We start from the raw sequence: 14,938 nt of genomic DNA, 5'->3' as shown, positions 1-14,938 counted from the left end.
ATGATGAATAAATTGATGGTAATGAGCGGCCTGATGTTAAGTATGGGTGCAGGTGTTGTACAGGCAGCACCCAATCATGCAGAGATTATTTCGGTGTGTTTGGCTGACGCAACCTCGGGCAAAGACCGTAAAGACTTATCTCGCTTTATTTTTGCGGTGATGGCAAAACACCCCGCAGTGGGTTCGATTGCCAATATTAGTACGACGGAAGCACGTCAAATTGAACGTACAGCAGGCGAATTATATAACCGTTTATTTACCCAAGATTGTCGTCAACCTATAAAAGCAGCAATCAATGACCGTGACCAAGCGGCAGTTGGGGCAGGCTTTGAATATTTGGGCAAATTAGCGATGCAAGAATTGATGTCCGATAAAGGCGTTGCGGATGGTTTTATGGATATCGTCAAATATGTCGATATTGATAAAATTGCCAATGAAAAGTAGGGCCAATAGCTCCTAACGTTCCTATACGTTTTCAGTCAAGATAAAACCAAATAACTAAAAAAATCCCCTAGACAAGTGATAATCAGCGCGTATCATGCGCGCTGATTGTAGAGGACGTGTGCTGTTTTATCGCAATAAATAGCTTGTCACACTCTCTCAACTTACAGCCCACAGCGACGACAGGGTCGTCTGTTTGCCAAGATGTGTTTATCTACCGCAATAAGACAACGTGTTGGATATACCGCGCTTGTCATTTTGCGTTGACTAAACGACGGATTTACCCTGTGAGGCATTCCGCGTTTTCCACGACTGAGTGTGCATGCCAACGATTAACAAGATTTGTCGCGATGCACGGTACGCTAGGCGTAAGGAAAAAAGAGGCTGTTCTATCTTTCTTCATAGGAGTCAAGCATGATTGCAGAGCTAGGTCATTTTGCCTTAGTGCTGGCACTGGTAATAGCGTTTTTGCAGGCTTCATTGCCGTTATACGGCGTTTATAAAGCAAATCTTTCGTTACAAGGTTTAGCGCGCTCGGCAGCCTTTTTGCAAGCTGCTTGCTTACTCTTATCGTTTGCTGGCTTAACCTATGCCTTTTTAGTCAACGACTTTAGTATTGATTATGTCGCGCGTCAGTCCAATACCTTATTGCCCGATTATTATAAAGTGTCGGCGGTGTGGGGCGGCCATGAAGGTTCTTTATTATTATGGGTGTTGGTCTTAGCCTTATGGGGCAGTGCCGTTGCTCTATTTAGTCGCAGTTTGCCACGTGAAATGGTCGCCCGTGTTTTGTCGATTATGGGGATGGTGAGTGTGGCACTGATAGCCTTTATTTTAGTGACCTCTAATCCGTTTAATCGTATTTTGCCTGATTTTCCCATCGACGGTGCTGACTTAAACCCCTTATTACAAGACCCTGGTCTCATTATTCACCCCCCCATGCTGTATATGGGGTATGTCGGTTTTACCGTGCCGTTTGCGTTTGCGATGGCTGGCCTGTTGGGGGGACGTTTAGATTCCGCTTGGGCGCGTTGGTCGAGGCCGTGGACAGTCGCTGCATGGTGTTTCTTAACCTTGGGTATCGCATTGGGGTCATGGTGGGCCTATTATGAGTTGGGCTGGGGCGGCTGGTGGTTTTGGGACCCTGTCGAAAACGCTTCATTTATGCCGTGGTTGGCAGGCACAGCCCTCATACATTCTTTAGCTGTCAGTGAAAAACGCGGTGTGTTTAAGGCGTGGACAGTCATGTTGGCGATTATTGCCTTTGCATTAAGTCTATTAGGCACGTTTTTGGTCCGTTCGGGTGTGTTGACCTCGGTACATGCGTTTGCTTCTGACCCCGCGCGCGGGATGTTTGTGTTGGCGATTTTAACGGTAGTGATTGGCGCGTCGTTATTGACTTTTGCTTTACGTGCCAGCCATCTTAACAGTGAAAGCCGTTATCAAGCCGTTTCTAGAGAAAGTTTTTTACTTATCAATAACTTACTGCTAATTACCGCCACGACTGTTGTTTTGCTCGGTACGTTGTTTCCCTTAATTGCTGATGCCTTTAAGCTGGGTAAAATCTCGGTCGGTGCGCCATATTTTAATGCGCTCTTTGTACCCCTCTCGTTGGTGTTAATGTTTTTTATTGCGTTAGGCCCTTTAAGTAATTGGAAACGTCATCGCTTAGCGGACTTTGCGCCGTTGTGGAAAATCGCTGTTATCAGTATGGCTTTGGGCATTGTCTTACCCTTGTTTATCTTTGGTTATAACACTCTCAAAGTGGGGATTAGCTTGAGTTTGGCAGCATGGGTTAGCTTGGCTATGGTACGTGATATTTATCTAAAAGCAGCGACTGCCAAACAAGGCCTATGGGCGGGTTTGGCACGTTTGTCGCGTAGTTATTACGGTATGCAAGTCGCGCATCTGGGGTTGGTTATCACTGTCGTTGGGGTCGCACTCACCGCGACGTATAGCATTGAGCGGGATATTCGTTTGGGAGCAGGTGATAGTGTCGAGGTGGGGCCTTATCATTTTGATTGGCAAGGCGTACGTGATTATCAAGGGCCAAATTTTAATGCCACACAAGCCGAAATTAACGTGCTACAGGCAGGTGAGTTGGTCGCAGTATTACGTCCCGAAAAACGTTTATATGTTGTCCAAAACCGCAGTATGACCGAAGCGGCGATTGATGCCAGCCTCTTTAGAGATATTTATGTGGCGATGGGCGAACCATTAGATAATAACCAATGGGCGGTTAGGGTGTATTATAAGCCTTTTGTACGCTGGTTATGGCTAGGTGCGATATTTATGGCGGTGGGTGGTGCAATTGCCATGACCGACAGACGTTATCGTTTGGCCAAAAAAACGAGTGACGCTTTTGTACACGGGGTAACAACAAAATGAAAATGCGTGGTTTGATTTGGGCAATTCCATTGGTGCTGTTTTTGGCAGTTTCAGCCTTTTTAATGACGCGTTTAGGCGAAGACCCCACCAATTTACCGTCTGCGCGCGTTGGTAAACCCTTTCCCGAGTTTAATTTACCCTCCTTAGATGATGAGCGTCTGTTGACCGTCAGTGACATTAAAGGCAAACCTGCCTTACTGAATGTTTGGGCGTCATGGTGTCCTTCGTGTAAAGAAGAGCATCCTACACTTAACAAATTGGCGGATATGGGTATTCCTGTGTTAGGTCTCAATTATAAAGACCAAGAGCAAGATGCCGAAAACTACTTAGCGCAACGCGGCAATCCGTATGCCCTGATTATTGCCGACCAAAAAGGTAATTTAGGTCTGGATTTGGGCGTATATGGTGCGCCTGAAACTTATCTAATTGATGCAAATGCACATATACGCTACCGCTTTGTGGGCGTTTTAGACGAAAAAGTCTGGCAAACACAATTAGAGCCTTGTTACACGCAATTAGTTGCGGGAGGTGATGCACCATCATGCCAATAAGCTGTTATCGCATATTTTGTTATTGTCTGATGTTGTTGAGTATCAATGTGCATGCAGCGATTGAAGTCTATGACTTTCAAACACCTGCGGAAGAAAGGCGTTTTCATGCCTTAATGGATGAGTTACGTTGTCCCAAATGTCAAAACCAGAACTTAGCAGGCTCTGATGCGCCGATTGCAAAAGACCTAAAGCAGCGTACCTATGAGTTGATGCAAGATGGCAAATCTGACCAAGAAATTCGCCAGTATATGATTGACCGTTACGGCGACTTTATCAGTTACAAGCCACCCGTACGCAGTACCACATTTATTTTATGGTTTGGGCCATTTTTATTATTAGTCACGGTTATCGCTGTTTTAATTTGGAAAAAACGCCGAGCCGTTGCTCCTGCCAGCCATCTCAGTGCCGAGGAGTCTGCACGTTTGGCTCTTCTCTTAAAGCGCAATCATCATGACTAGTACTTTTTCTATGGCGTTTATTGTTTCTGCGGTAGCGTTAGCGTTAGCAGTGGGTTTAGCACTGATTTGGCCTATGTTACGCGCACAACGCGAACAGCGTTATTCCTTATTAGACTTGAATGTGCAAGTGTTTGAGGAACGACTAGCCGAGCTTAGCCAAGATTATCAAAGTCAAAAAATAGACCAAGATACCTTTGAGGCACTAAAAACCGAATTAGAACGGCAATTATTAAGTTTGGCCGATACAGAAACACGTACCGAGCAAGGTTCAGGTTTAGGGCGTGGTGCGGTGCTTGCTATTTTTTTAATGGTGCCACTATTGGCCGGTATTGCCTATACCAGCGTCGCCTATCAACCGCATTTATGGCGTTGGTGGCAAGCGCAGCAAGACGTTGGCCCGATTGTTGACCAATTATTAGCAGGTCAAGAGCCTAATCAAGAACTGCTTGCTAAACAAAATTTGGCTGACTTTGCCCGTGTGATGCAGCAACGTTTACAGCAAAACCCGACCCATGTCGATGGTTGGTTTATGTTGGCAATGGCCTATGTACAAGGTGAATTACCTGACCAAGCCTTGATTGCTTTAGAAAATGCACACCGTTTAGCCCCTGCACGTGATGATATTGCCCTAGCTTACGCTCAGACCTTAGTCTTTAGTCAACGTGGACAATTATCGCCGTTGAGTCGTGGATTATTGATGCAAGTATTGGCTAATAGTCCAGAACACGAAGGTGCTTTGTTGCTGATGGGGATGGGGGCATTACGGTCGGGTGATTATGCGGGGGCATTAGTCTTTTTGCCCAAGTTGCGTGCAGTGCATTTGGCGCGTACAGGTGCTAGCCCTGATTCCCAAGCGATGATAGAAATAGACAAAGCCATTGCCCTTGCGCAACAAGGGGGCGAGCCAAAAACTAAAGCCACAACAGGCATAGAGGTGACGATTAGTTTGTCTAAAGAGTTACAAGCCAAAGTGCAGCCAACGGATACCTTGTTTGTTTTTGCCCGCGCCTTAAATGGCCCGCCGATGCCCTTAGCGGTGGTGAAGCAAGCCGTGTCTAACTTTCCGATTACCGTTTATTTGAATGACCAGCAAGCGATGATGCCTAGTCTCATGCTGTCTAAATTCCCGTCAGTCGTTGTCAATGCGCGTATTAGTAAACAGGGCACTCCACAAGGGCAGAGTGGCGACTTAGAAGCGATTGCCGTGCCTGTCACCCAAACAGCAAAACTTGCACATGTTGAATTAACCATTAATCAAGTGAAACCCTAGTATAGAAAATTTGCATCTGGGCTGCGTTATCGTTTTGAGAGGATTGCTCCTCTCAGAACGCATACCTGCCGTAACCATTTTTATCGCGTATAAAAGCTACGCAATTCGCTGTTATCAATAGCATTGTTAGGACTTACGCGGTTATCGCTTATTTGCTCACATTTCAACCGTTATTTAGCGTTCATCATCTGAGCTTTTGGGGATATACACGCCCAAGTTGATTAGCTTAAGTCCTAAACCCTCCCTGTTTTTTCCTAAAAATACGCCTCTAGTCATTGTTTTCGAGACTTTTTATATTATAATGAGAATTATTATCATTTAATTTATTATTTAGAAGGTGTGGTTTTGGCTAAAGCATCGTTATTAAAACAGTTATATCAGTGGCATTGGATTAGCTCGGCGATATGTTTAGTGGGGATGTTGGTATTTAGTGTGACGGGTATCACCCTGAATCATGCCAGTCAAATTGAAGCACAGCCCACAGTAGAACGGCAAACACAAGTGACACCCAGTAGCATCAATCAACAATTACAACAGTTAGCACAGCAACAGCCCGCTCCGTCATCATTGCCTAAAACGGTGGAGCAATGGCTTATTAATCAACACGGTATTCGCTTACACAGTGAGTCGCAAATTGAATGGTCAGACGACGAAGTGTATTTGTCTTTACCTAAAGCAGGGGGAGATGCATGGGCAAGATTCTCGTTGCTCGATAGTCAATTTGAATATGAAAACACCAACCGTGGCCTGATTTCTTTATTAAATGATTTACATAAAGGTCGTCATACAGGCGTGGTTTGGCAGTGGTTTATTGATATTTTCGCGCTCGCTTGTGTGATTTTTTCGCTAACGGGCTTGTTTATTTTACAGCAACACGCACGTCGTCGCCCCATGGTGTGGCCATTGTTAAGTGCAGGTTTGGTGATTCCACTCGTTTTAGTCCTCTTTTTTGTCCATGTGTAACCTCCGCGTCGTTGGACAACGAAATACATTTTTAAGCAATCGTATATGGGTTTTATCTCAGGCGAAGCGCCTATTTTTTGCAAGTTAAGGAGTCTTTATGAAGTCACTGATATACGGTTCTGTATTGGCCATCAGTCTAGTGTCAGCTACACAAGCAGCAGAGTTGGCGGTCAATATACAAATTCCAGCACTCAATGTGGCGGAATATCATCGCCCCTACGTGGCGATTTGGGTCGAAAAAGAGAGTCAACAGTTTGTGGGTAATTTGGCAGTTTGGTATGACCTGAAAAAACGTGATAACGGTGGGACTAAATGGCTCAAAGATTTGCGTCAATGGTGGCGTAAAAGTGGTCGCGAATTAACTATGCCTGTCGACGGTGTATCAGGCGCAACGCGTAACGTGGGTGAGCATCAACTCATTTTTAGTGACAAGAATACAGCGTTAGAAAAATTACCCGCGGGACATTACCAGTTAGTGATAGAGGCCGCACGCGAAGGGGGGGGACGGGAAGTTCTCAAAGTGCCATTTGATTGGTTAAGTAAAAAAGCAAATCAGGCCAGCGCACAAGGACAAGAAGAATTAGGCAAAGTAACCGTCGTTGCAAAGCCCTAATGTCTATACATAAATCACCCTATCTAGGAAATCCATCATGCTGAAAAAAACCATATTGAGTTTGAGTTTATTAATGTTAATGCCTTCAGCACAGGCTCATCGGCAATGGCTTTTACCATCGAGTACCCAAATAGATGCCAAAGAAGCATGGGTAACGATTGACGGTGCAGTCTCTGAAAATGTATTTGATTTTGATACCAATGCCTTGTCATTGGACAATTTAGACGTCATCGCGCCTGATGGCAGTCAAATCAAGGCTGAAGCAGCAATAAAAACAAAATTTAGAAGCTCGGTAGACATTAAATTGCCACAAAAAGGGACATATAAAATCAGTCAAAACGCCCAAAGTGTGATGGCGACTTACCGTTTGAATGGTGAAGAAAAACGGTGGCGTGGTACCGAAGAGAAAATGGCACAAGAAATCCCTGCTGACGCAACGGATATTAAGGTATCACGTACTTATAGTCGCTTAGAAACCTATGTTACCAACGATACAGCAAACGATACGGTACTCAAGGCAACAGGAACAGGCTTAGAGTTAGTGCCGCTGACGAATCCAACGGAGTTGTTTGCACAAGAAACGACCCGTTTTAAGGTCTTGTTAGAGGGAAAACCTGTCCCAGATAGCAAAGTTTCGGTGATTGCGGGCGGTGTGCGTTATCGCGGTGTCTTAAATGAAATCACAGCAGTGAGTGATAAAGACGGCATTATTAGCATTAAATGGCCATTTGCAGGGATGTATTGGCTTAAAGCGGCCTACCCACAATTACCCGATATGGTTGATGGCAAACGTCCCCCTATGCCCGAAAAACGTTATAGCTATGCTGCCACCGTAGAAGTTTTATTACCCTAATTGTTGCAAGTTGTTGCAAAATTAAATGATAATTGTTATCATTTACAAAGTGCCCAGCCAGTTCTTATTCAGACCAGCCAAGCCTTTTTATATTTTTCCTTTGCATGTCTCACGCCTCTTATTGGCGGGTGAGTATGAGAGGGCTATCTAGAGGTATTGAGCTGTGTCTATGATTCGTTCTCGTAAAAAATCCACCTTATTTACATCGTCGATGGTGGCGATGGCAGGGAGTTTGGTCTCCCCTGTATTACAGGCACAAGATGCACCTGTACTCAATGAGGTCAAAGTCCAAGCGGCCGTTGATGTGCCGTACAAAGCCGAGAAATCAGCCTCGCCTAAATTGACACAAGCCCTTGTCGATACACCTAAAACCGTACAGGTGCTCAAAAAAGAAATGTTGAAAGAACAAGGGGCGGCATCGTTAATGGAGGCTTTGCGTAATACCTCGGGTATTACCATGCAATTGGGTGAAAATGGTAATACCGCCGCAGGTGATACCTTTCAAATGCGTGGTTTTAGCGCAAATACCTCTACCTTTGTCGATGGCGTGCGTGATTTAGGGGCTGTAAGCCGAGATGTTTTTAACCTTGAACAAGTCGAAATTGTAAAAGGGGCAGGCGGTTCGGAAGTGGGACGCGGTGCAAGCGCAGGCTATATCAATTTGATTTCTAAGTTGCCTACCTTAGAACAAGCCAATGATATTGCCTTAACCGTGGGAACAGCAGATAAAAAGCGTCTGACGGTTGATAGCAATAATGTGATTGACGACCGTAGTGCCTTACGTCTGAATGTGATGGTTCAAGAAGGCAATGTAGATGGTCGAGACGAAGTGCGCTACAACCATACGGCAATTGCACCCAGTTTGGCATTTGGCTTAAATTCACCCACAAAAGTGTATATTTACTCGCAACATACACGGCAAGATAATGTGCCTGATGGTGGCATTACCACTTTAGGTATGACAGGTTTTTATAACAGTAACGCAACCATCAATGCGGCTGAGAAGGTCAATCCTGAAAACTATTATGGCAGTCAACAAGACTACGAAAATGTCAGTGCCGATATGCTAACGGCTAAAATAGAGCATCAAATCAATACACAAACAGTATTTCGTAATATCACGCGTTATGGCAAAAGTCATGTTGACCGCGTACTGACAGGGATTGCAGGGGGAACAACGGCGTTATCTATCAATAAAACGAGCCAAGTTTTAGAAACTTCATTAAGTCGCCAGCGTATAGACCAAACCAATGAAATTTGGGCAAACCAAAGTACCTTAAATACGGCCTTAAAAACAGGCAATATTCATCATGATTTAGTGTTTGGTTTAGAGTTGTTGAAAGAGAGCCAACTCAACTTGGGTACAACCACAGGCAGCACCAGTACCACCACAGTGGTTGTCAATGGACAAACTTTGCCTGTTTTTACCGCGCCAACCCAATCCGTGTATCACCCAAATAGCCAGCAACCGTTTTTAGTCCCGTATTTAACCGGTGCAGACAGTGACGGTTCGACAACCACAGTGGCTTTATATGCTTTTGATACCTTGTCATTAACCGAAAAGCTAAAGCTAAATCTGGGGCTACGTGCAGACCGTTATAAAACCAAGACCACGGCAGGTACTTTAGTGACAGGTGGCACAGGTGGAAACTTGGCGACTTATTCACCTAAAGGCTATCAGGTAGGTGATGTGGCGATAGTTGATTTGGAAGACGAGGACACCTTATTAAGCTGGAATGCGGGCTTTGTCTTTAAGCCAACAGCGAATGGGTCGGTATATATTGCTTTTGCCGATGCACAAACGCCTCCAGCAGGCTCAAACTTTGTGCTATCAGCAGTTGCTGGTAATCAGGCGAATGGCGAGTTAGACCCTCAGCGCACGACCACCGCAGAACTTGGTACTAAGTGGGAACTGCTCAATAAGCAGTTAAATATCTCTGCGGCGATTTACCGTACCGAAAATGATGGTCAAACCACAACAGATGCGCTAGGCGTCGTTACCCAAGATGCAAAAACGCGTATTGATGGTGTTGAATTGGCGGCAGTTGGTCAGTTAACTAACTTTTGGCAAGTGACCGCTTCTATTGGGTTTATGGAGGCAGAGCAGCTAGATTTACGCACGCAGGCGGGGGTGTTTACCGATAGTGTACGTTGGACACCCGATATTACAGCTTCTGTGTGGACATCTTATACTTTAGATAAGTTGACGGTAGGTGCTGGTGCACGTTATGTGGGTGAGCAAAAACGTGTCATTACCCAAGGCACTGATTTAAGCACGCAAAATATGCCTGTTATTGAGGCATATATGGTTGCTGACATCATGGCAGCGTATAAAGTGAGCAAAAATACGAATCTGCGTTTGAATGTTTATAATGTGCTTGATGAAGAATACATCAACACGCTCAATAACAGTGGCGCGCGTATGACATTGGGTGCTCCGATGTCTGCCGCCATCAGTGCTGAGTTTAGTTTTTGATTTCAGTGTAAATGCATCCTCTCCCTGTGGGAGAGGTGTAGGTTAAGGGTTTAGGTATTATGTTATTACATATTCCGCAAGTGCTCAGCAAACAACACGTGGCAGAGATAAGGCAGCAGCTACAGGCTGCTCCGTGGCAAGCAGGTGCGCAGACCGCAGGTGCACAAGCGGCCAAAGTCAAACATAACTTGCAACTCTCTCAAAACCTAGCCATCGCTCAACAATTGGCACAACAAGTCAAAGAGGCCTTGTTGGCGCATCCTTTATTTGTATCGGCAGTTTTACCCAAACAATTGCTGTTGCCATTGTTTAATTGTTATCAACACGGTGGCCATTTTGGTAATCACGTTGATGGTGCTATTCAATATGAGGCCTTAACGCGGTTGCCTGTACGTACCGATGTATCGACCACGGTATTTTTATCCGAGCCTGAAGACTATGAAGGTGGTGAGTTAGTAGTTGAAGATACTTACGGGAGTCATGAGGTCAAGCTCGCCGCAGGGGATGCGATTGTCTATCCTGCCAGTAGTTTACATCGTGTCGAGCCAGTGATTGAGGGGCAGCGTTTTGCGGCGTTTTTATGGTCACAAAGTTTGGTGAAAGATAACAGCCAACGTCAACTGTTATTTGATTTAGATATGACTATCATCCGTTTACGTCAGCAACTACAAGATAGCCCAGATATTTTGGCGCTAACCAATCACTATCATAACTTATTACGGCAGTGGGCTGAGTAATGGGTGTCGCGTTTTCTCGAAATCAGTATGTTATCTTTGTGACCGTTGTATGGGTACATGCTTGCGCGCTTTATTGGGCGAGTCAACAAGAGGTGTTGCCTCCTATCCCTCAGGATATCATCGTTCCCATCCAAGCGGTGATGATTATGCCTGTTGCTTTGCCAACTAAAACCCTAGAGACGCCTAAACAACCTGCACCGCCTAAACCTGTTGCTCAGCCAACGATACAACCCATAGTTCCCAAAATGCCTGTTTTAGCACCTTCCGAAAAGGCAATTACGCTCGAAAAACCCGTTGCCGTTGAAAAAAGCGAACCTGTGATTGATAAATCCATACCCACACCACCTGTGACTGATGCGCCCGTTGTGAGTAAAGCTGAGCCACCGCCTGAGACAGAAATTACGCCACCACGCAGCGATGCGAGTAGCCTAAACAATGCCAATCCTAGCTATCCTGCGATGTCTAGACGTTTGGCTGAACAAGGCAAGGTATTACTAGATGTCTTAATTTTGGCTAACGGAACGGTAGGCGAGATTAAGCTCAAACAGAGCAGTGGTTTTAAGCGTTTAGACGATGCCGCTTTACAAGCAGTCAAACAATGGCGTTTTCAACCTGCCAAGCGTGGCAATCAGGCGATTGATTATTGGTATGTATTGCCGATTTCTTTCTCATTAAATAGCTAATTTTGAGTTTATATTATGGTCACTGAAAATCCGTATGGTGTCATGGCAATTTGGGCACAAGGCGACATAGTGATGAAAGTTGTCGCGCTCTTGTTATTGCTTATGTCTATCGTATCTTGGTATGTCATTATCAGTCGTGCATGGCAAGTCATGAAATTGCGGACAATTGTCAAAAATAGCAGTGCGTTTTGGCATACGCAAAGTTTTGACCAAGGTTTAGAGTTATTAAGACAATATAAATCGTCAGACTTTAATCCATTTATGAGTCTGGCCTTAAATGGTCAAGATGCGGTTGAACATCATGAACAAAGTAAAAATGATTTACATGGTCAAATCAGTTTGACCGAATGGTTAAAAGAAACCTTACGTGCAGACATTGAAGAAAGTGCCGAGCGTATGCAATCGGGTTTACCCATTTTAGCCTCTGTTGGCTCGACTGCTCCGTTTGTAGGCTTATTTGGCACAGTATGGGGCATTTATCATGCGTTGGTGGGGATTGGCGCTTCAGGCCAAGCCAGTATTGATAAGGTTGCAGGCCCTGTAGGGGAGGCCTTAATTATGACTGCATTTGGTTTAGCAGTCGCCATTCCTGCTGTCTTAGGCTACAACGTCTTAGTCCGTTCTAATAAGGGTATCGTCAGTAAATTACAACGTTTTGCCCGTCAATTACATGCGTACTTTTTAACTGGCTCACCACGTAAGGGAGCTGTTTAAGATGTCATTTAATATTGAAGGTGGCGATGACGAGATGATGAGTGAGATTAACATGACCCCCTTGGTAGATGTCATGTTGGTATTACTGATTATTTTCATTATTACCGTACCTGTACTCACCCATGCCGTGAAAGTCGATTTGCCACGTGCTAACAACCAGCCCAATCAAGTACAGCAGAAACCGATTAGTATTTCTATTAACGCGCAAGGGCAAGTATTTTGGAACGATACGCCAATTGAGCCAGCCGCCTTAGCGCAACAATTTAGCCAAATTGCTCAGCAACAGCCACAACCTGAAGTGCATATTCGTGGCGACCGTAAAGTGGAGTATGAGTATGTCATGCAAGTGATGGCGCAAGCACAACGTAGCGGGGTGCAAAAATTAGGGTTTATTACAGAGCCTAAATACTAGGGGCTGTAATAAGTCCTAATCATTTCGACTCCGCTCAATCGTCTCTATTCTGTCGTCTAATCCTTTGACTTTTTTAGCCCATGTTTGTCAACGGATTCCTAAATAAAACCTTATTAGCGGTTCAAATCTAGCAAGAGAATGTTCATGAAATATTGGCCAATTACTTTAAGCGTTGTCTTGATACAGCCCGTTTTTGCTGAAAGTGTTTTACCCGAAGTGAAGGTGAACTCAACCTTAGATGTTCAAGAAGAGCAGCGTATGGCGTCGGCTGCCAAAACCATTATTGACCGTAAAGAAATTGAAGCAACCGATAGCAGTACCGTCGCCGAATTACTAAATAAATTACCCATGACAGGCATGTTTATGGATGCGCCAACAGGCGCTCCGCCTAAACGTGGACAAGGCGGCAATCGTGCGCAAAACCGTAATATGCCTCAGATTTTAGTCGATGGCCAACCCTTAGGTGGCGGCAATAATATGGGGACGGTCATGCGATTGCCCGTAGAGTTAATTGAGCGAGTAGAAATTATTCGTAATAGTACCCCTGAGTTTTTAGTCACCAGTCCCGCAGGTGTGATAAACATTATTTTGCGTGATGTGCCAAAACAATTAACCCGTAATGGCAAAGTCACGTTATTCAGTGCAGACAATAACGTAGGGATACGTGCAGATAGTCAGTATGGCTTAAGCAAAGACCCTTGGGGCTATTTATTATCCCTCGCCGTTGACAGCAAACCGCAAGTGGGGGAGCGACAAACAACGATTAATGATGTCACGCAGACACAGACAGTCATTGAGCGCAGCACACAATCGGGCGACGATAATAATATTTCCTTTGCCCCGCGTGTGAACATCAAGTTAGCCAACAATCAGCAAGTGATTATCAGTCCTTTTGTGGGTTATAACCAAGATAGTCGGGAGGTGAATACCCAACGTACCCAGAGTACGATTGCGCAAGAACTCGACCAAAACGAAGGTGAGCGACTAACAGGCCGACTCATCACCGAGTGGAAGCAGCAAGTCGAACAAGGCGGCGAGCAAAGCCTGAAATTATTTTTACAAACCGAAAACGAGAAGACAGATAAGCTCACCTATCAACTGTTATCCGCAGGTGGACAGCAAACAAATCAAGAAAATACAGACCGTGAAGAGCGCGAAATTGCCATTGATGCACGTGCCAAACGCGTATTCTTGGAGACGCATTTAGTGACGGCAGGTTTAGAGTGGCGTCAAAAAGAAACGACCGAACAACAATATAAAGACCAACTGTTAGCAACTGATTCACAAGTAGAAGAAAAGCGTCTGGCCTTATGGTGGCAAGATGAGTGGCTGCTTTCAGAACAGCATAATCTAAGTTATGGGGTTCGTTGGCAGCAGATAGATAATCGTATTGACGATATACAGCAAGGCTTGATTGTGCAAAAAGAAGACACCTTTGCGCCATCCATACACTATTTATGGCAACCTAATGCCCAGTGGAATGTCCGTGCTAGCATAGCCCAACATCAGCGTCCTGCCTTTGCCCGCGAATTAAGTCCTGTGGTACGTACGACCTCGGGAGTGAATAGCTCCAGTAATCCCGACCGTGCAGGCAATCCGCTCTTAGCTAACGAAACCCAACGGAGTATTGAACTAGGGCTAGAGCATTATTTGGCTGATAAAGCAGGTAATATTTCTCTATCGATATTTGAACGTCATATCAGTGATTATGTGCAGCGTTTAACCTTATTAGAAAATGGTCGTTGGCTGGAGCGTCCTTATAATGTTGGCGATGCGCGTTTACGGGGTGTTTCGCTCGATAGTAAAGTACAACTACTCGCTTTATCATTACCCAATATGAGTTTGCGTGCTGCTTATGCATATACTCAAAATACACTCACTGACCCTGTGGCGAATTTAGGTTCGGGTGAAGGTGACCGCCAAAGTGCTAATCTGGGTGTAGAGTATAAATTGAACAATCTAACGCTAGGCGCATCGGGTAATTATATTGCGGCGATGGACAGAGAGAGCAGTGCAACGGTTTCTCAGGAGCAAGGTGAACAAAAAACACTCAATGCTTACGCTGCTTATAAAGTCAATAAACAGTTTAACGTACGTGTTGCGGTGAATAATCTATTGGCAGAAGATAGAACAGATACGCTGTATGAATATGACAATCAAGGACAATTAACACGTACAGAGCAAGATATTATGCAAACCTATGCCAATATTATTTTTAGTGCGGAAGGTCGTTGGTAAAGACCTTGGGGTTTACCCTCTATTCTTCCTTAAGTAGCAAAGCTGGCCACATCTAGGTGGCCTTTTTGCATTTGTGCACAATTTTAATGCAATAAGAACGCATAAATCACTTGTACAGTCTGCCGATGGCGTGTATTTTGC

General features: G+C 44.8%; 14 protein-coding genes. All 14 read left to right on the top strand.

The features are described from left to right. Window positions 1-444, top strand: a complete 444-nt coding sequence (locus C8N29_RS08795; protein WP_146164441.1) for a hypothetical protein — start codon at window positions 1-3, stop codon at window positions 442-444. A 411-nt stretch (window positions 445-855) separates the two neighbouring features. After that, complete coding sequence (locus tag C8N29_RS08790; RefSeq protein ID WP_107865687.1) at window positions 856-2,829, top strand: heme lyase CcmF/NrfE family subunit; 1,974 nt, start codon at window positions 856-858, stop codon at window positions 2,827-2,829. Further along, entirely contained in the window at window positions 2,826-3,380 is a 555-nt protein-coding gene (locus C8N29_RS08785; RefSeq protein ID WP_239987029.1) for a DsbE family thiol:disulfide interchange protein, read from the top strand. The genes C8N29_RS08790 and C8N29_RS08785 overlap by 4 nt, the downstream gene beginning before the upstream one ends. After that, window positions 3,371-3,838, top strand: a complete 468-nt coding sequence (locus C8N29_RS08780) for a cytochrome c-type biogenesis protein (RefSeq protein ID WP_107865686.1) — start codon at window positions 3,371-3,373, stop codon at window positions 3,836-3,838. The genes C8N29_RS08785 and C8N29_RS08780 overlap by 10 nt, the downstream gene beginning before the upstream one ends. Beyond that, window positions 3,831-5,108 (top strand): c-type cytochrome biogenesis protein CcmI, encoded by a 1,278-nt coding sequence (gene ccmI / locus C8N29_RS08775; RefSeq protein ID WP_107865685.1) that lies wholly within the window; start codon window positions 3,831-3,833, stop codon window positions 5,106-5,108. The genes C8N29_RS08780 and ccmI overlap by 8 nt, the downstream gene beginning before the upstream one ends. Window positions 5,109-5,453: 345 nt before the next feature. After that, window positions 5,454-6,071 (top strand): PepSY-associated TM helix domain-containing protein, encoded by a 618-nt coding sequence (locus C8N29_RS08770; RefSeq protein ID WP_204509307.1) that lies wholly within the window; start codon window positions 5,454-5,456, stop codon window positions 6,069-6,071. 97 nt (window positions 6,072-6,168) lie between these two features. After that, window positions 6,169-6,684 (top strand): DUF2271 domain-containing protein, encoded by a 516-nt coding sequence (locus tag C8N29_RS08765; protein WP_107865683.1) that lies wholly within the window; start codon window positions 6,169-6,171, stop codon window positions 6,682-6,684. Between the two features lie 37 nt (window positions 6,685-6,721). Then, a complete protein-coding gene (locus C8N29_RS08760) occupies window positions 6,722-7,537 on the top strand; it encodes a DUF4198 domain-containing protein (protein ID WP_107865682.1) in 816 nt (271 codons plus the stop codon). Between the two features lie 169 nt (window positions 7,538-7,706). Next, complete coding sequence (locus tag C8N29_RS08755) at window positions 7,707-10,013, top strand: catecholate siderophore receptor Fiu (RefSeq protein WP_420836657.1); 2,307 nt, start codon at window positions 7,707-7,709, stop codon at window positions 10,011-10,013. A 59-nt stretch (window positions 10,014-10,072) separates the two neighbouring features. Continuing rightward, the gene (locus C8N29_RS08750) at window positions 10,073-10,750 is read left to right on the top strand and encodes a Fe2+-dependent dioxygenase (RefSeq protein ID WP_107865680.1); all 678 of its coding nucleotides are present in this window, start codon (window positions 10,073-10,075) and stop codon (window positions 10,748-10,750) included. 38 nt (window positions 10,751-10,788) lie between these two features. Continuing rightward, window positions 10,789-11,433 (top strand): energy transducer TonB, encoded by a 645-nt coding sequence (locus C8N29_RS08745; RefSeq protein ID WP_170106939.1) that lies wholly within the window; start codon window positions 10,789-10,791, stop codon window positions 11,431-11,433. Between the two features lie 15 nt (window positions 11,434-11,448). Then, the gene (locus C8N29_RS08740) at window positions 11,449-12,147 is read left to right on the top strand and encodes a MotA/TolQ/ExbB proton channel family protein (protein ID WP_107865678.1); all 699 of its coding nucleotides are present in this window, start codon (window positions 11,449-11,451) and stop codon (window positions 12,145-12,147) included. Window position 12,148: 1 nt separating this feature from the next. Then, window positions 12,149-12,559 carry a protein TolR gene (tolR, locus tag C8N29_RS08735; protein WP_107865677.1) on the top strand — a complete coding sequence of 137 codons (411 nt, stop codon included), beginning with the start codon at window positions 12,149-12,151 and terminating at the stop codon, window positions 12,557-12,559. 144 nt (window positions 12,560-12,703) lie between these two features. Continuing rightward, the gene (locus C8N29_RS08730) at window positions 12,704-14,797 is read left to right on the top strand and encodes a TonB-dependent receptor plug domain-containing protein (RefSeq protein ID WP_170106938.1); all 2,094 of its coding nucleotides are present in this window, start codon (window positions 12,704-12,706) and stop codon (window positions 14,795-14,797) included. Window positions 14,798-14,938: the final 141 nt, after the last annotated feature.

This window comes from Agitococcus lubricus (assembly GCF_003051055.1).
GTDB lineage: Bacteria > Pseudomonadota > Gammaproteobacteria > Pseudomonadales > Moraxellaceae > Agitococcus > Agitococcus lubricus.
Note: the sequence above shows the minus strand (reverse complement) of the source record. Positions and strands in the feature narration are given on the sequence as shown.